We start from the raw sequence: 22,002 nt of genomic DNA, 5'->3' as shown, positions 1-22,002 counted from the left end.
CAATTAGAAACATTTATATGTCTGCCCGGTTTTAAATATTGGGAAGATCTGCTTTTGGTTTTGTATATTTGTGGAGAAGATAACACCTGAAAACACTTAAAGCTTTACCTATGAACGAGCAGCTACTCCAGTATATCTGGCAATTCCAGTATTTTAACCTCCGGGACCTGGTTACAATTGATGGCGAGCCGGTCTGCATTATAAAGGCCGGAACCCTGAACCGGAACCAGGGGCCCGATTTTGAGAATGCACGTATCAGGATTGGTGAGACTACCTGGGCGGGAGCGGTGGAAGTGCATTTGAAAACTTCGGATTGGAACCGGCATCAGCACCAGCATGATAAAAACTACAGGAAAGTGATCCTGCATGTCGTTTATGAACACGACGAATGGCAGTCGGGGATACCCGTACTTGAATTAAAAACATTGATATCCAGAAGCCTGCTGAAAAAATATTATGTGCTGATGAACGCACAGGCATTTATACCCTGTGAACGACAGATCGGAAAAGTTCCGGATATTATTTTCAATGTATGGAAGAGTCGCTTGATCGCGGAACGTTTGATCCGTAAAGGAAGGCTCATACAAGTATACCAGAAGAAGAATAAACATCACTGGGCGGAAAGCTTCTGGTGGCTGCTGGCAAGAAATTTTGGTGTACCGGTGAATGCTGATGCCTTTGAATCGATGGCGCGATCCATTCCGTTGCCATTGCTGGCAAAACATAAAAATCAAATTCAGCAACTGGAAGCCCTGCTGCTGGGGCAGGCAGGCTTGCTGCAGGAGACCTTTGATGATCCCTATCCTAAAATGTTGCAACGTGAATACGCGTTCCTGCAAAAAAAATATAACCTGGTACCCATTGCCGGGCCGGTTCATTTTTTGCGCATGCGGCCGGGCAATTTCCCCACCATCCGGTTGGCGCAGCTTGCATCGGTGGTTCACTCATCGGTGCATTTATTTTCAAAAATACTGGAGAAAACGGCGTTGCAGGAAATAAGGCTTTTGTTTAAGGTCGGCACCAATGATTTCTGGAATTACCACTACAATCTTAAGGAGGAAGGCCTGTTTAAAGAAAAGCCGGTTGGTGCGTCAATGATCAACAACATTATTGTTAACACTGTGTGCCCCATGCTTTTTGCCTACGGCGATGCTGTTGATAAAAATGAACTGAAGGAGCGGGCGGTTCGTTGGCTGGAAGATATACCCGCGGAAAAAAATGCGATAACGAAAGAGTTTAGCGCATTGGGTGTTGTTATTAAATCGGCGCTGGATTCCCAATCATTAATAGAACAGCAAACCCGCTATTGCGAAGAACGGCAATGTCTGAAATGCACCGTGGGCAATTACCTTTTGAAAAAGGAAAAATAAAGGCGTTCACAAGAACGCCCTTATTCATAAACTATTGCCAGGAAGCCTTACCGCCTGTGGTCGTTCCTGCGGTCCCGGTCGTGCCGTCCATTCTGGTGATCATTATACCGGTTGTTACCCCGATTGTCATGGCGGACATTATAATCCCTGATGTTTACCTGGGAGTAATTTGTCCTGTACCTCGAATAATTGCGTATATGCACGGCGTTGTTTTGCCAGGGCCTGTCTGAGTTTACCACAACTTTGTAGGTGCGGTACAAATCAAAATTGCGGTAGCGACCGGGCAGGCTTCTTTTTGTAACCCACCTTCTTCCGTTTTGGAAGATATAGGTACGGCTGGTCACATCATAATAGGCATTGATTTCGGGGATGTAATAATAACGTGCATAGTTGTATCCGGAAGGACCCCATTGTGGCTGACTGCCGATATTAATATTAACACTGACCTGGGCGCGGGCCACCTGTGCTATGGCCAACCCGGATATAAATACAGCAAGGGTGAATAACTTTTTCATAAAATTTTTTTACTGGTTTTGATGAATACGAATGTCTTTATTAACTAGACGTTGTTGCTGCTGCGGCTGCCGTTAATAAATTCCTAAGGTTTCAACCTATGGTGTTATTGTGCCTTTTCACTACGCCAGGCAGTCAACACCTCTTTAATTGAGGCATAAGCCTTTTCTTTATAAGGATCGATATCGTTCGGGTCCACCCAGGTGATCTTTTCAATGTCTTCTTCGGTTTGCGGAATTAGCGCCTCTTCTGCTTTTGCATTCATTAAAAACCAATGCGACTCCTTAAGGATATGATGGGTACCCAGTTCGTAAGTGTGATAGGTTATCTGCAAGGGCGCTTTCAGCGTTACTTGTGTAAGCCCTGTTTCTTCCTGCACTTCTCTGATCGCGCAGTCTTCAATAGTTTCGCCCGTTTCCCGTTTCCCTTTGGGCAGATCCCAGAAGCCCCGTCTGAAGATCATCAGCACTTCATTTTTTTCATTTGTAACCAATCCGCCCCCGGCCTGTACCACTTCAAATTTTTTGAAAAACACTTTTTTCAGTTCGTCGAAATCCTGGTGTAAAAATATGCCCGTGCTGATCTCGGGCAACGTCAGTTCGCGGAGCATGGCTTTTACTGAATGCCCGTTCAGTTCATCAATAAAAACCGTTTCCGGGTGGTGCAATAAGGTTTGCAGGGGTTGGTCCAATACATTGCACAGGTAAAGTATTTTATCGTTTATATGGATTTTAATTTGCATTTAGATATAGTTTTGTAATGGATAGCGCTTAATTTCGCGCGGGATCCGGGGTGAAATTTTTCAGTTCAAAAGTACATAATGTAATAACGAAAAATCACATCCGGGCAATAGTTCCAATAATAAAAATTATAAGACGCTATTATGAATGATGCAAAAATTGTTGCAGAGAAATTATTACAGGTAAATGCCGTGAAGTTACGCCCCGAAGAGCCCTTTACCTGGGCAAGTGGCTGGAAAAGCCCGATTTATTGCGACAACCGCAGTGTGCTGTCTTTTCCCTTTGTACGCGATTTTATAAAAAGTGAGTTGACTAATGTGCTTTTTGAACAATTTAGCGAAGCGGATGGTATTGCCGGCGTTGCTACCGGCGCTATTGCCTGGGGGGCGCTGGCTGCGGATCAACTAAAACTGCCTTTTATTTATGTGCGCCCCAAACCGAAGGAGCATGGATTGGGCAACCAGGTGGAAGGATTGTTTGAAAAAGGGCAAAAGGTAGCCGTGGTAGAAGACCTGGTGAGCACCGGAAAAAGCAGCCTGCAGGCCGTAGATGCGCTTGTTGCCGCTGGTTTGAACGTGGTGGGGATGGTTTCCATTTTTACCTACGACTTCCAGGTGGCTAAAGAGGCATTTGCCGAAAGGGGAATAAATTACAAGCCATTGACCAGCTACCCGGTGTTGCTGGAGCTGGCCCTTGAAAAGGGACTTATTAAGGAAGCGGATGCGGCCCTTTTGTTAAACTGGCGGGAAGATCCTGCCAACTGGAAGGGCATTTAGTGCTGAGGCCACGAAGGCGCGAAGGCACAAAGAATAATGGCTTAGTGGCTTTGTGTCCCCGTGGCCGTACTTCGCTAAAATCTTAATTGTCCCAATAATTGTTGAGACGATTGCCTGCCGGAATAACGGAGCGGGAAATTTTTTATAATGCCGCCTTTGCTCAGTTGTGCGCTGCCATCTACCCGAAGCGCTATAGAATCCCGGGTAATGAGGTTCAGGGAGTTTTTTACAAGGTCTTTCAGATTTAACTTCAGGCTTACCGGTACTGAAAAATTGCTTGAGGCGGGAATTTTCACGTCTTCGCTTAACAAAAAATCACCGATATAGATATCCTGTATCCAGGCCTGGCCGCGGGCATTATTAATAGTGGCGCCCATTCTGTTGGGGTTATTAAACACCAGGTTCATGTCCAACGTGGACTCATTCATCCCCAGTTTGCCAATCCTTACATGGTCTACTCCCAAAAATTTTATATCCTGATATTTCATGCAGGAGGGGAGTAGCAGCCCTGCTATAACTACAATAATTAAGATTCGTTTCATGGGTGTGGTTTTGAATTAAAAGGCAAAGTAAACGGTAATTTATCCAGTTGCGAAAAAATGCCTGTTAAAACGCTGTATATTATTCAGACATCTAAAAATTAGCGTGAAAGTTATACTAATAAATATAGTATTTTGGGCGTCAGGTTCCGTTAAAATAAAACTAATTTAATTAGTTGGATAAATATGTTATATAAAATTCATTATCATTTATTTATTTTACATATAGCTAAGTAATATTTCACTTTATTTCTATCATTTTTCTTTATAATTCTATATTTTGTATTCGTATATATTTAATTTGTATTTATTTTATAATTTATTGATTTAAAATGAACAATATTACTTATTTGCATATTTAGATTCTGTATAAAACGTATTATATTTTAATTTTATGTAATAATTGACATAAATAACTTCAAACCCACTTTTTCAGACCCATTCAGCCTCGGTTTTAATAAAACAACTGCGTTTGTATACACCACTGGATCCTCCAATAACCCGCCATCCATTTTATTAAATACCCACGGGCATGTTGATTGCAAAGGATAATATTGCCGGACCGATTTATAAGCCGAGCCCGCCCGGATAGACCGGTCGGCCGGGCCTATGGTTCTCTGGTTCTACTTACGCACAGGTTAACAAGGAACTGAAGTCCCTTGTTAACCAATTAAATTGAGGCCATGCCTTTTGTATGTTCTGGGTGGGGTGAGCTCTGATCCGGTACAATGACATTCATTACGCCAAAGAAAGCCAGAGGTTTGTTCATCAGGTAGGGACTGACCAAAAAGCCTGTTCACGTTGTCGTTCTGAACTTGTTTCAGAATCTATTGAGAATTACTCGTGAATTTTGATGCCGGATCATGCCAATGACTATCGGGAGGCATGACAGAGGGCTTTTGGGTCGGCCCAGAAGAGCTGAGCGGAGAATTAAGTGCCATCGGAACGGCCAAAAAACTGTTACCAAAGATGGTCAATCAGGCAGGCGGTATTTTTTGAGTTGTCAAAAGTTTTCTCCACGAGGGCTTTGCGGAGCTGAATTTCATCCTCTTCAAAAGGTTTATAATATAGCTGAGAAATAATGGAAGCCAGGGCGTTAGGCGTAGTCCCGATATGGCAGGTAGCTCCCAGTCCGCTTTCAGCTATCATAGAAGGAGTTGTTACGCAGTGCCGCCCGGAATACAATGCGTGCAGTAGTTTTAACCGGGTTCCGGTGCAATTTTTATTAAGGTTGGGGAGAATATTTATATGTGCCTTTTGTACCAGGTCATTAATTTCTGATTCGCAGGGGTTGCTTACCAGGCAGGTATGCTCACACAGCGCCGCGGCTTTTTGTAATTGCCTGCTGGGGTCTTTACCTGCAATAATAAAGGGGACCCGTACTTTGTTAAATACTTTATGCAATAACCATAAGGCGGCCTGTTCATTGTCCGGCACAGATAATTTTCCATGAAAGAGGCAATGGGTGCCTATTCCCTCCAGGCTGTTCACGCGCTGCCAGTTGGGAAAAGTGGGAAGGCGAAATATGTTTTCAAACCCCCGTTCCCTGAAAAAAGAAAGATCGGGATCCGAAACGCAGGCCAGCAACACATTTTTAGGAAGTGCGGCCGTGTATTTTTTTATATGCCGGCTTTCTGCTGCATAATGAAATTTTTTAAAAAGCCCGGTGGTGCTTCGCGCCAGCTCCTGATAATAGAGCTCCTCATTGGTATGCATACGCACACAAATACTACGCTGATTGTTTTTTAAAAAAGGAATGATTCCCGTGCAGGACAGGCCTTCTATAAGAATAGGGTGGTCATCAGCATTTAACCGTTCGATCAGTAAATCATTGATGCGTGCCGCAACATTATAGGGCAGGGAAGCACCGCTGCATTGCCTTTTATTTCTTGGTTCATACAAACACACCGACTGGCAAAAGGAATGTAATTCCCGGGGAGCATTGCTGTGATTTTCACTGAAATAATGAAGGTGTATGCGTATTCCGGATGCATGCAAGGCTCTTATCCGGTTCATGATGTCGATGATACAGCCATAGTCGGCAGGACACGGAACATCAGGACAAACGATATGTAATTCTTTTTCCAAGCTATAAATCAGCCCATTAGATTAAAAATGTCCAAATAAAAAATTGAAGAAAACAACCTGTTGCTTATACAGGATCATCACATCAATTTAGGTTTTTTTTACTAATTGACAATTGAAATAGAACAAAAACGGGTGTAAAAGGTTGAATAAAAAAACAACGCCGGTTGTAATGCCGGCGTTGCCACGAAATAATATACTATGCTGCTGGAAATTGTTTCTGGTGCATTATTGTTATTGGCCACCCATTCCCTGCATGCCTCCCTGGATACTTTCCTGTTCTCCTTTTACATTTTTTCTTTTGAACAGCGCTGCGTCAAATTTTCCAAAACGATAAGAAAAGTTGAGGCGGAAGAACTGTTGATCTCTTGTGCGCATCTGGTGTTGATCATAAAATCCTGCATCGGTATAAACATCGCTTTTGCGTGTTTTGAAAATATCGTTTACGGATAAGGTAATGGATGCGGCTTTTGCTTTCAGGAACTCATATTTCAGCGCTGCGTCTACGCCGTAATTGGGCATCGAAAATCCCTGAGCGTTACCGCTTACGGTTCCCATAAAGCCTCGGCCGCCGCCCGATCCGCTCGACGCGCTACCGCCGGGAGCTAAGACTGTTTTTGAGGTATAGTCGCCGGACAATTGCAGGGTGAAATTTTTAGGAAGTTTAATCTCGTTATTGATTTTGCCAAACCAACTGTATAATTGTTTGGAGGTACGAATAGAAGGATCATCAACATTGATCTTAGAGGTATACACGTTGATGTTGCTGGTAAGATCCCACCAGGGAGTGATACTGTTTTTACTGATCGCTTCAAAGCCGCCCACGAAACCGGAGTTGGCGTTAGTGAACGAGTTTACAATAACCGAGTCGCCGCTGAGCGGGTTAATGTCTTTATAACTGTAACGGGTAATCAACCCGGTGGTGTGTTTGTAATAAACAGACAGGATCAGGTTATTCTTCCTGGTGAAATTATTGGAATAAGAGAGCTCAAAGGAGTTTACAAATTCCGGGCTAAGATTGGGATTACCGCGGCTCAGGTTCAGTGAGTCCGAGTAATCCGTATAAGGGAATAACTGGAAGAAGCTCGGCCGGTTAATTCTGCGGCTGTAGTTCAATTGAAAGTCTTGTTTGTCGTTCAGTTTCTGACTAAGGAAAACGCTGGGAAACAAGCTCACAGGGTATTTTATATTAAAGGCATTGCTGCTTTCACTATAAGAGCCATCGGGATTTTTCGTGCTGGAAAAAACCGTACCGTCATAATTGGAGCGTTCTGCTCTTAACCCTACCTGGTAGCCAAAGTTTTGGCCTACTTTACTGCTGAAATTACCGTAAGCTGCCAATACCTGGTCCTTATAGTTGTATTGTGATGACAGGGGCGGCTGCAATACAAACGATCCGTTCTGCATATAATACAAATTACTTACGCTATTCGTTTTTGTGCTGTTGATGCGAACGCCTGCCTCCAGTTTGGAGTTGTCGCTGATAGGGTTGGTATAATCCGCCTGGGCGGTTAACCGGTTATTATTTCCCGAGCCCAATTGCTGTTGCTGGAACGTACCGGTTTGCGAACCCGCACTATTGCTAAAGATCTGATTGTTGATATTGGAGGTACTGTTGTTCCTGCTTTTGTTAATATTGAGATCTGCGGTCAGTTGATGCCCGCTTTTTGGGAAATTATGTACATATCCAAAGCTTCCCCCCAGGTTTCTGAAGCCAAAACGGCTATCGGATAAACGGATTGTTTTTGATTGTGCATCAAAGCCGGGAGCCAATGTATCCACAAGCAAATTGCTCTCCGTACTATTATTAAAGTTCCCTTTTACGCCGATGCCTGAAAGGGTGAACGTATTCCGGTTGTCAAAGAAATAATCAAAGCCGGCGCGGCCAAACATAAACTCGCCGTTGCTCAGGTTATGGTCGTTCTGTAACAGGTGGAAGGTAGTGTCTTTTCCAAAAGTGTTCCGATCGGTTACTCCATTAGAAATCGATTTGCGCTGATTGTAGTTCGCGTTGGCAAAAAAGTTGAACTTGCCCTGGCGGATATTGACGTTGCCGCCCAGGTTCCATTTTCCTCTTTGGTCGATACCAGCCCTCACATTACCACTGTAGCCTACACGTTTTGCTTTCTTCAGCACGATGTTCAAAATACCGGCATTACCTCCGGAGGCGTCATATTTTGCGGAAGGATTGGTGATTACCTCGATTGATTCGATCTGATCAGAAGGGATCTGATCCAGCGTGAGGGTGGTGGGCCTTCCATCCACAAATAACTGGGGCGATGCATTACGGATACTCACGTTTCCGTCTATGTCCACATTTACGGCCGGAATATTTTTCAGCAGGTCGGTAGCGGTTCCCCCTGCTGCCATCAGGTTGTTTTCCACGTTATACACTTTACGGTCAATACCCAGGCTCATGGTGGGTTTGGCTGCAGTAACCGTTACGTTCGACAGCGTTTGGTTGTCGATCGCCAGCTTAATATTTCCCAGGTCTTTGTCCAGGTTATTCATCATGCTGCTCATATCCCTGTTGCCTTTTTGCATTTTTGAAGGATCAAAAAACTGGAAAGGCTTGCGATAGGTAGTATGACCAATACCAGAAATTTGAAGCATATATCTTCCCATTACGGGCACCCCATCCAGGTTAAATTCCCCGTTCGCCTTGGTAAGCATCCCTGTAACAATGGTTTCTTTTGTTGTGCCGTTGGAGTCTTTTTTTATCTGGAGCAGTTGAACCGTAGCGGCATCGATGCCTTTATTAGTAGCGGAGTCAACAACTTTGCCATAAAGTGAGCCACTGGGCATCTGGCCATTTTGAGCATATATTCCCGTTGCGAGCAGTAACAATAATCCGAGCGTAAAATATCTTATCATTAAAATAGGTTTGTGCTTTAGACGCGCAATAAACAGAATTCTTGTTGTTTGTGTAAAAATATTATGATGGGCGATCAAATGAACTTATAACAGGTTGCCCAGGATAAAACAGATCAACGCCAGGTTAATGCCGCCGATAATGAGTCCGAAGAAGGCCCCCAGCCATGGAAAATTCTGAGCGATGCCCGCCAGTTCTTTCTTTAAGATAAACGATAATGGCGTGTCTTTTAGTTTACGGGAAACGAGCTGTTCTATGTTCAGCTTTTCTTTCAGGCCCCCGGCGATCTGCTGCATTACTTGTGGAAATAACAGCCGTAACTGGTTGATAAATACTTCTTTTATCTTGTCTGTTGTTTTAGTGCCCACAAACATGGCCAGCATGGGGATTTCTTCTTTAAGCTTTACGTTTAAAAATTCATCTATATGTGCTTCGATGGCGGGCATTGCTTTTTCGATCAAAGCAGGGTCACTGATCTTTTCTTCCAGGTTAATGCTACCTGACGTTTGTTCGGCGGCGATCTTTCCGAGTTGCTGTGCCCATGCGTTATCCCGTTTGGGGAGGTAGCTGTTAAAAAAGTAGCCAATCGCGATCCGGTTTAACAGATAGCCAACAAGAGCGGAAATTGCCGGTAAAAGATAGAGCCAGTAGTGCATATTGCCGATTTTATTGGTTTAGGTTACGGTGCGCCGGAACCAGGAATAAAAAAGCCCCGAATTTGCATCCGGGGTTTTTTAGGGTGGCTAACCGGGTTCGAACCGGCGACCCTCAGAACCACAATCTGATGCTCTAACCAACTGAGCTATAGCCACCATTTTAACAGGGCTGCAAATGTAAATAAAATTCTGATACAAAGTATAAGGAAGTGTTATTTTTTAAAAGGAGTTTGCAGGAAGGAGAGTATGTCTTTTTTTTAAAAAAAAATATTTTGATTGATAGCTTCAGGTTGCCATCCTGATTACAATTATTATAAAAGGAGGCAAAATATATAACCAAAACAGCAGTTCAACAATGGTTTTCTTGTTAAAAATAGTGGGTTTAAAATATTCAGGGTTGCAAAAAGTGAGGTACCTGTTTTTATAAAGAAATTGCTGATAAAAGAAAACTGCGATACCCAGCACTACAACGACTCCGGTTATTTTTCCTCCCATAATATTTGAGTTGGGGCGCAAGAGTTTTAAAGATGGCATCAGGGATGCTAATGCGCTCATTGCAATGAACCAATAAACCACAGATAGTGAAACGGCATACCAGCCATACAACTCGGGATCATTATCCGGCCAGCGTTTATTATAAAACCTGTAAATCCGGTAGAAGAAATATTTAAAGAAAAGCATAATCCAATTTAGAGCCTATGAAACGTAAGAGTTGCTATTATGTAAAGGGCTAAAGGCGTTATCATAAATGCTATATAAAAAAAGTTTCCAATTGATAAATTGTTCAAAATAGAATTTTCATAATAAGCGCTTTTGCAAAATTGCTTATACTTCCCATTTAAAATAACTTGTCTGTAAATTAGGACATAAATGACTATGAGTAAAAGAAAAAAGCCCTATCCTTAGCGGAGGAGGTATGGTAAATTTCTTAAGATCTATAATATTGGCAATGCACATAAATATGCCTACGAAATTTAATGCTAAAAAATAGCAGTCACATAAAAGGCATAATCTTCCGGCGCTTTACCCGGCCAGCGTTTGTTGTAAAAACTAGAGATACGGTAGAAAAAATATTTAAAGAAGAGCATATTACATGCTTTTTTTTATAATGATTCCTAAAATTATCAATATAAATGGAAGGACCGTGTACAGCCACAGAGCTGTCTTGGCAACTGTTCTGTTTCGTAAATAGGTGTGCTCAAAATAGGCGTCATTACAAAAAGACAAATACCGCTTTTTATATAGAAAGCGCCAGTAAAAAAAGCCTATTATAAGCAGGCCGACAGCGATAATAGCAGGTTTTGATTTTAACCAATCCATTTCAGCAATTATTTGTGTTACAAATGAAATATTAGAGAAAAGAACTGTAACTCCAATTAGCCAGTAAATAGCAAATAAAAATACCGCATACCATGCATACCCTTCCGGATCACTATTGGGCCATCGTTTATTATAAAACCTGTAAACCCGGTAAAAAAAATATTTAAAGAAACGCATAATCCAATTTAGAGTCTATGAAACGTAAGAGTTGCTATTATGTAAAGGGCTAAAGGCGTTATCATAAATGCTATACAAAAAAAGTTTCCAATTGATAAATTGTTCAAAATAGAACTTTCATAATAAGCGTTTTTGCAAAATTGCTTATACTTCCCATTTAGAATAACTCGTCTGTAAATTAGTATATAAATGATTATGAGTAAAAGAAAAAGCCCTACCCTTAGCATAGGAGATATGGTAAATTTCTTAAAATTCATGATATTGGCAATGCACATAAATATGCCTACGAAATTTAATGCTAAAAAAATAGCAGTCACATAAAAGGCATAATCTTCGGGATCTTTATTTGACCTTCGCTTGTTAACAAAATTATGGACCCGATAAAAAAAGTATTTTAAAAAAAGCATTTGTTAAATATTTAAAAAGGTCCGTATTGATAGCCATTTCGTTGTTTACCTCTATTCACAGATTCAATATAGACTTTTTTGGCATTTTCAAGCGACGCCTGCGTGGGCAGAATGAGTTTCTCCCAAACGAGATGCCACCAGTCGTTGCCGTTAAGGGTAAGTGCAGCATCTGTTATAAAATACAGCCCTGAAATAGCCCATCCTACCACAGGAACAATAACAACCCCAGTCATAATTACATCAACTACAAATTTTGTATTTGCCTCGGCCGTTAACCCTTTATTGTAGGCATCAATTCCCGAAATGATTATTCCTGCAAAAGCACCTGCATGACCAATAGATTTTACCAATTTCATCGTACTATAACTCGCTTCAAAAGCCGCCTTTTCACTGGCTACAATGCTGGAAGATACACGGGCATTGCCGCGGAAACCGGCCTTCCATACCCGCTTCCCATTCCAGTTGGCAATAAACTTGCCTTCCTGCACAGCCGCCTTAAACCCCTTGTAGTTTTTTATTTTTAAATAGGCTTCTGTAGCCGTTCCTGTAATGCCCAACCCAAGGGAGCTGATGGGTATCCAGTTTTGGGATAAATATTCAACAGCCGGGTTTTTGCGGTAATAAGTGTGGTCGGCAACCGCCCGGTGATCGGGCCCAACTTGCTGCGTATTTTTCGGAACGTTCAGCTTCAGCCCTTTCAATTGATTCGCATTCCTGTCTATGAACGAATAAGTGTGATCGGGAACAGACCGGAAAACATAGCTGCGCCCGGGATCGGGCCGTAAAACACCGTCCTGCATAGCGCCGGGCAGGTATCCCGGCAACTGGTGGCTGGTGAAATTATAATCGGTCATCAGGCATTGGCGGGCCCGCCGGGACGACCGGGAACTGCCATAAAGCAATTCGTGAAAAAGCAATATCTGACTGGAATCATTGTGTGCTGGCATAGTAGCGGGTTTAGGATGTTGTAAAAATAGGATTTTTATAAAATAAAGACCATTAAATGAATAAAAATTAGGTGTTTACGATTTTGGGCTGGTATTTGCTCCAAAATTATCAAAATCTTAGAGAAATACGTGCTAATCAGTACGTAAGTCATCGTTTTTTAAGTTAATTTTGAAAGATGCGTTCTGTATTAAAATATTTATTAAATATGAAGAGATTACCTTTTGTGCTGTTGATTTTATTGCTGGCCGGTTCTTTTTTAGCTTTTAAATCATCCATCGCCCGCAGTGGCCCGCCTCCGGGCAAATATGAACAGATCATGGAACTGGTGGGGCAGTTGCTGGCTCAGGCCCATTTCAGCCCGCAGAATATTGATGATAAATTTTCGGAAAAAGTGTTTGATAAATTTATGAGCGACCTGGATCATGAGAAGAACATTTTTCTTAAATCGGATTATGATTCGCTGAAGGCTTTATATGGCGATGCAATTGATGATGAGATCAAAGGCGCACCTGTTAAAAGTTTCCTGGCCATTTCATCTGTTTTTGACAGAAGAAATGCGGAGGCAACAAAATGGACAACGGCGATACTCAACCGCCCCTTTGATTACAAAACAAATGAGTCTGTTCAACTGGATGGAGATCAATTACAATACCCTGCTAATGAAAAGGAGCGCGAAGATCGCTGGAGAAAAAAACTGAAATACCTTTCTTTGGAACGTTATGTGGACCTGCTGGATGAGCGTAAAAGCAATAAAGGTCAAAAAGGATATGCGGTAAAAACCGATGCGCAGTTGGAGAAAGAAGCACGGTTAAAAACGGATACGGTTATGACCCGTTTTTTTGAACGTTACAAAGTTAAATTTACTGCCGACGATAAGTTCAACATGTTTATGCTGGCTATTACGAATATAATGGACCCGCATACGGATTTTATGCCCCCGTTAGATAAGCGGTATTTTGATGAAGAAATGAGCGGAACCTTTTATGGCATCGGTGCGCTGTTGCAGCAGGGCGATGGAAAAATAAAGATCGTTTCCTGTAACGTAGGCAGCCCGGCAGCAAAATCGGGCCAACTGGAACCGGGCGATATCATTACGAAGGTAGCCCAGGGCGATGGCCCGTCTGAAGATCTGATGGGATATGGTGTGCAGGACGCGGTGAAATTAATTCGCGGAAAGGAAGGAACTATCGTAAAGCTTACGATCAAAAAACCGAATGGAACTATAAAAGTGGTATCCTTAAAACGGGAAAAGATCGTTAATGATATTGACACCTACGCGCGGAGCGCCATTGTAAATGATTCTTCAAAAAATACAAAGACCGGGATTATTTACCTGCCGGAATTTTATGCGGCCTTTGATGATGCAAACGGAAGAAGAAGTTCGATCGATGTAGCTAAAGAAGTACAAAAGCTGAAAGATGCCAAAGTGGATGGAATTGTTATCGACCTGAGGAATAATGGCGGTGGTTCTTTGTATGATGTAGTGCAAATGGTGGGCTTATTTGTAGGAAAAGGCCCGGTGGTGCAGGTGAAAGATCGTATTAACCGTGCCAATGTGCTGGACGTAAAGGATGATTCTGTTTTATACGACGGCCCGCTTGCGGTAATGGTGAACGAGTTCAGCGCTTCTGCATCCGAGATCTTTGCCGCAGCGATCCAGGATTATGGCAGGGGTGTAATTATAGGCAGTACCTCCACATATGGCAAGGGTACCGTGCAACGCAATATAGGTTTGGATGCGAAAACCGGTATTACCTACGGAGAATCGGATCTGGGAACCGTAAAACTTACTTTACAGAAATTCTACCGGATCAGTGGCGGATCTACCCAGTTAAAAGGGGTGGAGCCGGATATTGTGCTGGCCAGCCCGCTGGAAGGTGCAAAAGTACGGGAGCGGGATAATAAGGACGCATTACCTTATGATGAGATCAGTAAAGCTGCTTATACGCCCTGGAAGAGTGCCTGGAACCTTCCCGAATTAAAGACGATGAGCAATGAACGTCTTAAGTCTGATAGTGTTTTCAGAATAATTAAGGATGATGCGCAATGGCTGGCAAAAGAAAATGACAGGAGCTATCCTTTAAATATTGATACCTACCGGCAGGAGCGGAAAGAGATCAAACAGAAAGCGGATCAGATCGTTGCGGTTTCCAGATTAAAAAACAGGCTGAACGTTTCGTTATTACCCAATGATCCTAATACTACTAATATTGAAGACAAGAATAAAGAAGACAGGATCAAGAAATGGCAGAAGTCTTTAAGCGAGGATATTTACCTGGATCAGGCGGTAGATGTTGTTAACGATATGGCAAATATCGACAAGCTGGCGAAGAACGGCCATGTTGCGGCTCCGGCGGTTCATTGATCCATCGGTATAAAAATATTTTAACCGGCGCGTGATGTGCCGGTTTTTTTTGCGTTGGCCGGGAAGGCGCCAAAGCGGAAGGTTCTTCCCGCATTTCCGTCTTCCCGACTAGTCTTTATCATATTTATTTTAGCACAATAAAAAAAACCGGCGCAGAGTTTGCCGGTTTTTAGAGTATATATAGGTTGGTTTAACGCAGGTTAAAAGGTCAATTTATTTAAATAGATCGCGTCTTCTTTTACACACTCAATGGGCGCTTTCTCGTAGGCTTCCTGTTCTACAATATAATGTTTCATTCCTTCTGTGCGGGCAGCCGCCAGGATCTTTTTAAAATCGATAGATCCCGTTCCCACAATTACGCTCAGGTTGGGTTCTCCTTTTGTAGGGGCCACGCCTTTTTTCCGGTCTTTAATATGACAGAGCCGGAAACGCCCGTTATATTTTTTCAGCCAGGCAATAGGATCCTGCCCGGCGGTCACTACCCAATAAATATCCATTTCAAAATCTACCAGGCTTTTATCCGTTTGCTCCATGAAAATATCCTGCGGATATTGGCCGTCCTGTAAGGTAAAGCTGTAATCGTGGTTGTGGTAGGCAAAGCGGATCCCGTTCTTTTTACAAATAGCCCCCGCCTGGTTAAATTCTTCGGCCAGTTTTTTATAATCATCCAGTGTTTTCTGGGGGCCAACCCAGGGGCAGATCAGGTAACTCATCCCGATCTCAGCAGCCTCGGCTGCTTTTTTTTCAAAGTCTTTTTTATAGTCACAGTGACTGCTGACGATCTGCATCCCCAAGCTGTCCATATACTGTTTAAACCCTTTATGGCCCATTCCCCAGAACATTCCTTCGGCGCCTTCAAAACTTTCCACATCTTTATACCCAAAGGCGGCTACCTGTTTCAGTACCCCTTTCGGATCTTTGGGCAAATCATCCCGCAGGCTATACAACTGTAATCCTAATCGCGCTATGCTTCCTTTTGATGGGGAGCAGGCTTCTGCTACCGAACCAAAAGCAAGGCCCAATGCCAGGCCGCCGGATACTCTAAGAAATTCCTTTCTCTTATACATAGATCTCATTATTGGTTTAAAGGTTATACATCACATACCGTGATAGCATCTTTTAATGCCTGTAGTTTTTCTTCAACTGTTTTGCCGGTAGGAATAAACTCCTGTGCTACATGGCCTTTGAAACCGGTAGCTACGATGGCATTCATGATTGCAGGATAATACAATTCCTGTTTGTCGTTCAGTTCATGCCTGCCCGGAACTCCGGCGGTGTGATAATGTGCAATATACTCATGGTGTTGGCGGATGTTTGCAATTACATTTCCTTCATCTACCTGCATATGATAAATATCATACAGCAATTTGAAGTTTTCCGAGCCCAGGCGTTTACAAAGTTCCACACCCCAGGCCGTATGATCGCACATATAATCGTGGTGGTCTACCTTGCTGTTCAATAATTCCATCACCAGCGTTACTTTATTCTTTTCAGCCAGTGGCAGGATCTTTTTAAGCCCATCCACGCAGTTTTTAAAACCAGTTTCATCATCCATGCCGCGGCGGCTGCCGCTAAAGCAGATCAGGTTCTTATAGCCTGCTTTAGCTACCAGGGGGATCCCTTCTTCATAATCCCTGATCAGTCCGGCGTGAAACTCAGTTCCTGCAAACCCATCGGTAAGACTTACTTTACCGGGGATATAACACATCGAGCAGATGAGCCCATGCTTTTGCAGAGTAGGCCAGTCTTTGGGCGCCAGCAAGTCGATAGCACCCAATCCTAATTTTTTTGCATTAAGGCATAACTCGTCCAACGGCATTTTGCCAAAGGTCCATTGGCAAACGCTGTGATTGATATTTCCCTTTAATTTCATTGCTTCCTTTTTCTTTTGAGCAGTACCGGCTGCCCAAAGGTTTACATTGCCCGCCATGGCAGTGGTCAATGCTAATGCTTTAATTACACTTCTGCGTGTTGGATTCTTTTTTTCCATTTGTTTATATAACAGCTCCTGTTTCTTTTGGAGCTTCTGCTTTTGTTTTGTCGTTGAAGCTGAGGGCAAACAGCAGCATTACTGCAGCGGCAATGCCTGCGGGGATCAGCCACACCATTTTCCAGTCGTGCGCATTTTCGGCAATTTTATAGTGGTCCGAGATCATCCCGGCTACCTCAAATCCGATCAGCATTCCCACGCCATAAGTGGCCAGGGTGATGAGCCCCTGAGCTGCGCTTTTATATTTTTCACCTGCCTTTGCATCCGTATAGATCTGGCCGCATACAAAAAAGAAGTCATAACAGAGCCCGTGCAATGCAATACCCAGGATCAACATAAAGGCCAGTTCGCCCGGATTGCCATAAGCAAACAGGGCGTAACGCAATGCCCAGGCCAGCATGCCCAGCAGGATCGTGTTCTTAAAGCCAAACCGTTTAAAAAATATCGGCAAACAAAGCATGAACAACACTTCAGACATTTGCCCGATGGTCATTTTACCGGTTGGGTTTGCCAGGTTGATCTCTGAAAGAAAAAGGTTGGCATTCTGATAATAAAAAGCCAGCGGAATACAAATAAGGATGGACGCAATAAAGAATACCAGGAAGTTTTTATCTTTTAACAGTTTGAGCGCGTCTAACCCCAACAATTTAGTTATCGACCGGTCTTCTTTGGCGATTTGTACGGGCGGTGTTTTGGGCAATGCAAAACTAAATATGCCCAGCACTAAAGAAACAACACTAGCCATGGCGAACGTATTGCGGAGGGCCCCTTGGTCGCTACTTTCTTTGCTGTCCCAATGGAAAACATAGCTGATCAGCAGTCCTGCAACGATCCAGCCGATAGTACCCCATACCCGGATAAAAGAAAATTCTTTTTCAGGATTAGACATTTGCCGGAAAGATACGGAGTTCACCAGTGCCAGTGTAGGCATAAATAAGGCCATGTAAGTAAATACGTAGGGGTAGAAGCTGCTGATATTTTCTGAACGGAACATAAAATACATCAGGGCTGCACCAATAAGATGCAAAATGCCAAGGATCCGTTCGGCATTAAAAAAGCGGTCGGCAATTAACCCAACAATAAAGGGGGCAATTATAGCGCCCCAGGATTGCGTGGCAAATACTTTTGCGCTTTCACCTCCGGTTGCTTGTAGATTTTTCCCTAAAAAAGTTCCCAAGGTTACAAACCACGCCCCCCAAATAAAAAATTCAAGGAACATCATAAAGGATAGCTGAATCTTAATGCCTGGCTTCATATCAATGCTTTCGTTAAATAAATTAAAATAATAATTAAGGGTTAAATGTACTATTTTTTACTTCTTATCTACTAAATATATATTTTATTTTTTAACGCTTCACTTTTATTCCCTGCATCATTGTTAAGAACAGTTGGTAGTATAACAGGCTACTTAAAATTTTTAAAACAGTCCTGATTATTTCAAAGATTTTGTACATTTAACCACTTATTATTTATAACGACACAGAAAAGAAAGTTTTTGTTATGACAACGCTAAAGGGACCTGGTATTTTTTTAGCACAGTTTGCCGGCGATCAGCCCCCGTTTAATGATTTAAAGTCGATTTGCACCTGGGCACATTCATTGGGCTTTAAAGGCGTGCAGATCCCCACCAATAATGATCAGTTTATTGATCTGCAAAAAGCTGCAGAAAGTAAGACCTATGCTGATGAAGTGAAGGGGTTGGTGAATGATTGCGGGATGGAGATTACGGAACTGTCTACCCACCTGCAGGGGCAGTTGGTTGCGGTAAACCCCGCTTATGATTTGCTGTTTGATTCTTTTGCTCCTGAATCAGTGCGTAATAATCCTAAAGCGCGTACCGAATGGGCGATACAGCAGATGAAGTATGCAGCCAAAGCTTCTCAGAACCTGGGATTGAATGCCCATGCTACTTTCAGCGGGTCGTTGTTATGGCACACTTTTCATCCCTGGCCACAGCGCCCTGCCGGTTTGGTAGAAGAAGGTTTTACCGAGCTGGCCCGCCGCTGGACGCCTATTCTGAATGTGTTTGATGAATGCGGTGTGGATGCCTGTTATGAAATTCACCCGGGTGAAGACCTGTTTGACGGGGACACCTATGAAATGTTTTTGGAAAAAGTAAACAACCATCCAAGGGCCTGTTTATTATATGACCCTTCGCATTTTGTATTGCAATGCCTGGATTATATTGAGTATATCGACATTTTTCATGAACGCATCAAAGCCTTCCATGTAAAGGATTCAGAGTTTAATCCCACCGGCAGAAAAGGAGCCTTTGGCGGCTATCAGCCCTGGCTTAAAAGAGCCGGCCGGTACCGGAGCCCCGGTGATGGTCAGGTAGACTTCAGGACGATCTTCTCGAAGCTAGCTGAATATGATTTTAAAGGCTGGGCGGTTATGGAATGGGAATGCTGTTTGAAGAACGCTGAGGACGGCGCTAAGGAAGGCGCCCGGTTTATTCAGGATCATATCATCCGCGTTACCGAAAAAGCCTTTGATGATTTTGCAGCAACGGTAAAAGACGATGAATTGAACAGAAGGGTTTTGGGATTGAATTAATATCTTTATAAAAAATACAAATAACAGAAAATGAAGAAAATTATTTTATCAGCAGTAATACTGGCAACCATGGCGGCTGCCTGTGGTGGTGGCGAAGGTGAGAAAAAAACCGAAGGAGACAGTACTGCCGCTAAACCTGCTGCAACTTCCGGAACCGATAATTCAGCTAATCCTGATTACCAAAAAGGACTGGCGTTGGTAGGGCAGTACCAGTGTATCACCTGCCATAAAATTGATGAAAAGCTGACAGGCCCCGCCTACAGGGATGTGGCTAAAAAATATGCAGGGGCAGATGATGCTACCATTACCAAATTGGCAAACAAAGTGATTTCCGGCGGTAGCGGTGTTTGGGGCGATGTTCCTATGACCCCACATCCTAATGTATCGGAAGCGGATGCAAAGGCCATGGTGAAATATGTTTTGTTATTGAACAAATAGTTCTAAAAAATTTCTGAATGAATAAAATCGTTTTAGCAGCTTTGGCAGCGGGGCTTACTGTTTCTTCCTGTACGGGGCAGAAAAAAGCTTCTGGCACCCTGCAGCCCAATACGCTTTCAGCAAAAGAAAAAGCTGCCGGATGGCAGTTATTGTTTGATGGGAAAACATTGAACGGCTGGCATATTTATGGTAAACAAAATGCCGAGGGCTCCTGGAAAGCGGCCGATGGCAGTTTGCAGTTTGATCCGAAAGCCAAAGCGAGCGGTGTTTCTGGCGGTGACCTTGTTTCCAATGATGCCTATGAAAATTTTGAACTGGAAGTGGAATGGAAGGCTTCTCCGGGCGTAAACAGCGGAATTATTTTCCTGGTGCAGGATGATAAAGCCAAATACCCGGCCACTTATCTTACCGGACCTGAAATGCAGGTGCTGGATAATATAGAAGCGGAGGACAATAAAAATACCAAGCACCTGGCAGGGGCCCTGTATGATCTGATCGATGCTAAAAGCACTTCAAAACCCAAACCCGTGGGGGAATGGAACCTTGCAACGATCCGGTTAAAAGATGGGAACCTGGAGTTGAAATTGAACGGGGTTACCACGGCAAGGGCTAAGATCGGCAGTCCTGAATGGGACCAACTGGTGGCCGGCAGTAAGTTTTCTAAATGGAAGGATTTTGCAAAGTTCAAATCGGGGCATATTGCCTTGCAGGATCACGGGCATGATATCTGGTTCCGCGATATCAAAATACGGAAGTTATAGCCCTCCGGATTTTTAAATATTTTGAAGCGATCAGTTAATGGTCGCTTTTTTATTGCTTCAATATCTTCAGCGCCCTGCTTTTCACTCCCGGCGAGGCATTTGGCAATATGAGTTCCACAACGGTTTTTAGTTCAGGGTGGATTTCGGGGTAGGTATCAGTAAATCGTGAAAGAATGCCCATGGAAAAGGCCCTGGCGGCGATGGGCTCTTTGGGATCTTCAAGGGTTTTAAAACAAAAGTCAATGATTTGTCCATGAAATTTTTTGGGAAATACTGCACCCTGGTCCAGCAGCCGCAGAATATTGCGTTTAACTGCTGCCGGCTGCCCGGGAGCAGTTAATAGTTGTATAATTGTTTTGTAATGTGATTGAATAAGGGAAGGGTGCTGTATTACACAATAACTAAGGGGCCATGCGGTTCTTTGAACCATGCGATTGGATCCCGTTGTGAAAATGCCAAACAGCTCATCAAACCGTTGCTGACCGGCCCCGATCCAGGTTACAATAGCAGCCACCTGTTCTTTTGTAAGAGATGCGCCAGATAGTATTGCTTTTAATTCCATAGGATGAAAAAAGCCGGCGATAAAACCGGCTTTAAAATTTAAGTATGTTGTTGATCTAAACCATTAAGATTCTGGGTTAAGGAGTGAAGAGGCATTAAGAGCCTTCCTGAACGCACTAATTTCTTCTGCCGAATAAACGCAGCAACATCAAAAACAAGTTGATAAAATCGAGGTAGAGACTTAATGCGCCCATTACCGCGAGTTTCTTAACATCGCCGCTCATAACATTACCTTGTTCGTCAATGCCTTCACCGATCCTTTTTAATTTCTGCACATCATAGGCGGTTAACCCGGTGAACACGATCACCCCGATGAAACTGATGATATAGTCGAATGAGCTGCTCTTTAAGAACCAGTTTACGATCATCGCGATAACGATGCCGATCAAACCCATGGTCATCAAACGGCCCATAGAGGTAAGGTCCTGTTTGGTAGTATAGCCCATTACAGCCATTATTCCAAACATCAGCGCAGCAGTAAGAAAACATCCAAATACCGAACCTGAGGTGTATGCCAGGAATATAAAGCTAAAGCTGATGCCGTTAATGGCTGAATATAATAATAACAATGCCAGCAATACCGGGGCGGAAAGCCGGTTAAAGGCAAAAGACATCAATAAAACAAAACCCAGCGGCGCAAAGATTATGGCATATAAAAACAATTTGTTAGATGCGATCGGCACCAGGTACGTATCAGCATTGGCCGCAAAAAAATAGGCCACAACAGCAGTGATACCCAGTGCCACAAACATGTAGCTGAATACGTTTGCTAAAAAAGACCTGGACCGCGAACCCACGACTTCGGGTCTTGAAAAAATAGTTTCTGGTGTACTTCTTGAATAATTGTCTTCCATTTTTAAGAATTTGTTCGTGAAAATAGCCCAAGAATAGCATTTTGCCAAAGTTTGGACGTTATATTCAATACAAT

At 43.1% G+C, this 22,002-nt stretch carries 19 protein-coding genes and 1 tRNA gene; 6 read left to right on the top strand and 14 right to left on the bottom strand.

Annotated features, from left to right (window positions below; genetic code table 11):
- The first annotated feature begins 110 nt into the window (after positions 1-110).
- Positions 111-1,370: a DUF2851 family protein gene (locus NIASO_RS05245; RefSeq protein ID WP_008582891.1), complete on the top strand. Its 1,260-nt coding sequence runs from the start codon at positions 111-113 to the stop codon at positions 1,368-1,370.
- A gap of 47 nt (positions 1,371-1,417) precedes the next feature.
- Here NIASO_RS05245 and NIASO_RS05240 read toward each other — a convergent pair whose 3' ends face one another.
- Positions 1,418-1,885 carry a hypothetical protein gene (locus NIASO_RS05240; protein ID WP_008582893.1) on the bottom strand — a complete coding sequence of 156 codons (468 nt, stop codon included), beginning with the start codon at positions 1,883-1,885 and terminating at the stop codon, positions 1,418-1,420.
- 104 nt (positions 1,886-1,989) lie between these two features.
- A complete protein-coding gene (locus tag NIASO_RS05235; protein ID WP_008582894.1) occupies positions 1,990-2,625 on the bottom strand; it encodes an NUDIX hydrolase in 636 nt (211 codons plus the stop codon).
- Between the two features lie 141 nt (positions 2,626-2,766).
- Between NIASO_RS05235 and pyrE the strand changes: the two genes are divergently transcribed.
- Positions 2,767-3,399: an orotate phosphoribosyltransferase gene (gene pyrE / locus NIASO_RS05230; protein ID WP_008582896.1), complete on the top strand. Its 633-nt coding sequence runs from the start codon at positions 2,767-2,769 to the stop codon at positions 3,397-3,399.
- A 74-nt stretch (positions 3,400-3,473) separates the two neighbouring features.
- On the opposite strand, the gene NIASO_RS05225 is transcribed toward pyrE, so the two are convergent.
- From NIASO_RS05225 to NIASO_RS05185, 7 genes are all read right to left on the bottom strand, one after another.
- Positions 3,474-3,941, bottom strand: a complete 468-nt coding sequence (locus NIASO_RS05225) for an LEA type 2 family protein (protein ID WP_008582898.1) — start codon at positions 3,939-3,941, stop codon at positions 3,474-3,476.
- A 957-nt stretch (positions 3,942-4,898) separates the two neighbouring features.
- Positions 4,899-6,026, bottom strand: a complete 1,128-nt coding sequence (locus NIASO_RS05220; RefSeq protein WP_008582899.1) for a glycosyltransferase family 4 protein — start codon at positions 6,024-6,026, stop codon at positions 4,899-4,901.
- 231 nt (positions 6,027-6,257) lie between these two features.
- On the bottom strand, positions 6,258-8,897 hold the full coding sequence (locus NIASO_RS05215) for an outer membrane beta-barrel family protein (RefSeq protein ID WP_025298729.1): 2,640 nt from the start codon (positions 8,895-8,897) through the stop codon (positions 6,258-6,260).
- 84 nt (positions 8,898-8,981) lie between these two features.
- A complete protein-coding gene (locus NIASO_RS05210; RefSeq protein ID WP_008582903.1) occupies positions 8,982-9,551 on the bottom strand; it encodes a hypothetical protein in 570 nt (189 codons plus the stop codon).
- An 82-nt stretch (positions 9,552-9,633) separates the two neighbouring features.
- Positions 9,634-9,707: transfer RNA gene (locus NIASO_RS05205), tRNA-His, on the bottom strand.
- Between the two features lie 129 nt (positions 9,708-9,836).
- Complete coding sequence (locus NIASO_RS05200; RefSeq protein WP_008582905.1) at positions 9,837-10,232, bottom strand: hypothetical protein; 396 nt, start codon at positions 10,230-10,232, stop codon at positions 9,837-9,839.
- 1,234 nt (positions 10,233-11,466) lie between these two features.
- Positions 11,467-12,402 (bottom strand): hypothetical protein, encoded by a 936-nt coding sequence (locus tag NIASO_RS05185; RefSeq protein ID WP_008582913.1) that lies wholly within the window; start codon positions 12,400-12,402, stop codon positions 11,467-11,469.
- Positions 12,403-12,608: 206 nt separating this feature from the next.
- On the opposite strand from NIASO_RS05185, the gene NIASO_RS05180 reads away from it, so the two are divergent.
- Positions 12,609-14,768 (top strand): carboxy terminal-processing peptidase, encoded by a 2,160-nt coding sequence (locus NIASO_RS05180; RefSeq protein WP_008582914.1) that lies wholly within the window; start codon positions 12,609-12,611, stop codon positions 14,766-14,768.
- A gap of 200 nt (positions 14,769-14,968) precedes the next feature.
- Here NIASO_RS05180 and NIASO_RS05175 read toward each other — a convergent pair whose 3' ends face one another.
- The 3 genes from NIASO_RS05175 to NIASO_RS05165 are packed head-to-tail and all read right to left on the bottom strand — an operon-like array spanning position 14,969 to position 18,013.
- Complete coding sequence (locus NIASO_RS05175; RefSeq protein ID WP_025298728.1) at positions 14,969-15,835, bottom strand: sugar phosphate isomerase/epimerase family protein; 867 nt, start codon at positions 15,833-15,835, stop codon at positions 14,969-14,971.
- 23 nt (positions 15,836-15,858) lie between these two features.
- The gene (locus NIASO_RS05170) at positions 15,859-16,758 is read right to left on the bottom strand and encodes a hydroxypyruvate isomerase family protein (protein WP_008582917.1); all 900 of its coding nucleotides are present in this window, start codon (positions 16,756-16,758) and stop codon (positions 15,859-15,861) included.
- 4 nt (positions 16,759-16,762) lie between these two features.
- The gene (locus tag NIASO_RS05165; protein WP_008582919.1) at positions 16,763-18,013 is read right to left on the bottom strand and encodes a nucleoside permease; all 1,251 of its coding nucleotides are present in this window, start codon (positions 18,011-18,013) and stop codon (positions 16,763-16,765) included.
- 245 nt (positions 18,014-18,258) lie between these two features.
- On the opposite strand from NIASO_RS05165, the gene NIASO_RS05160 reads away from it, so the two are divergent.
- The 3 genes from NIASO_RS05160 to NIASO_RS05150 are packed head-to-tail and all read left to right on the top strand — an operon-like array spanning position 18,259 to position 20,513.
- The gene (locus tag NIASO_RS05160; protein ID WP_008582921.1) at positions 18,259-19,314 is read left to right on the top strand and encodes a sugar phosphate isomerase/epimerase family protein; all 1,056 of its coding nucleotides are present in this window, start codon (positions 18,259-18,261) and stop codon (positions 19,312-19,314) included.
- A 30-nt stretch (positions 19,315-19,344) separates the two neighbouring features.
- Positions 19,345-19,752 (top strand): c-type cytochrome, encoded by a 408-nt coding sequence (locus tag NIASO_RS05155; protein ID WP_008582924.1) that lies wholly within the window; start codon positions 19,345-19,347, stop codon positions 19,750-19,752.
- A 17-nt stretch (positions 19,753-19,769) separates the two neighbouring features.
- Positions 19,770-20,513: a 3-keto-disaccharide hydrolase gene (locus NIASO_RS05150; protein ID WP_008582925.1), complete on the top strand. Its 744-nt coding sequence runs from the start codon at positions 19,770-19,772 to the stop codon at positions 20,511-20,513.
- Between the two features lie 49 nt (positions 20,514-20,562).
- Here NIASO_RS05150 and NIASO_RS05145 read toward each other — a convergent pair whose 3' ends face one another.
- Both NIASO_RS05145 and NIASO_RS05140 read right to left on the bottom strand, forming a co-directional pair.
- On the bottom strand, positions 20,563-21,075 hold the full coding sequence (locus tag NIASO_RS05145; protein ID WP_008582927.1) for a hypothetical protein: 513 nt from the start codon (positions 21,073-21,075) through the stop codon (positions 20,563-20,565).
- Between the two features lie 115 nt (positions 21,076-21,190).
- Entirely contained in the window at positions 21,191-21,928 is a 738-nt protein-coding gene (locus tag NIASO_RS05140) for a Bax inhibitor-1/YccA family protein (protein WP_008582930.1), read from the bottom strand.
- Positions 21,929-22,002: the final 74 nt, after the last annotated feature.

This window comes from Niabella soli DSM 19437 (assembly GCF_000243115.2).
In the GTDB taxonomy this organism is placed as follows: domain Bacteria; phylum Bacteroidota; class Bacteroidia; order Chitinophagales; family Chitinophagaceae; genus Niabella; species Niabella soli.
Note: the sequence above shows the minus strand (reverse complement) of the source record. Positions and strands in the feature narration are given on the sequence as shown.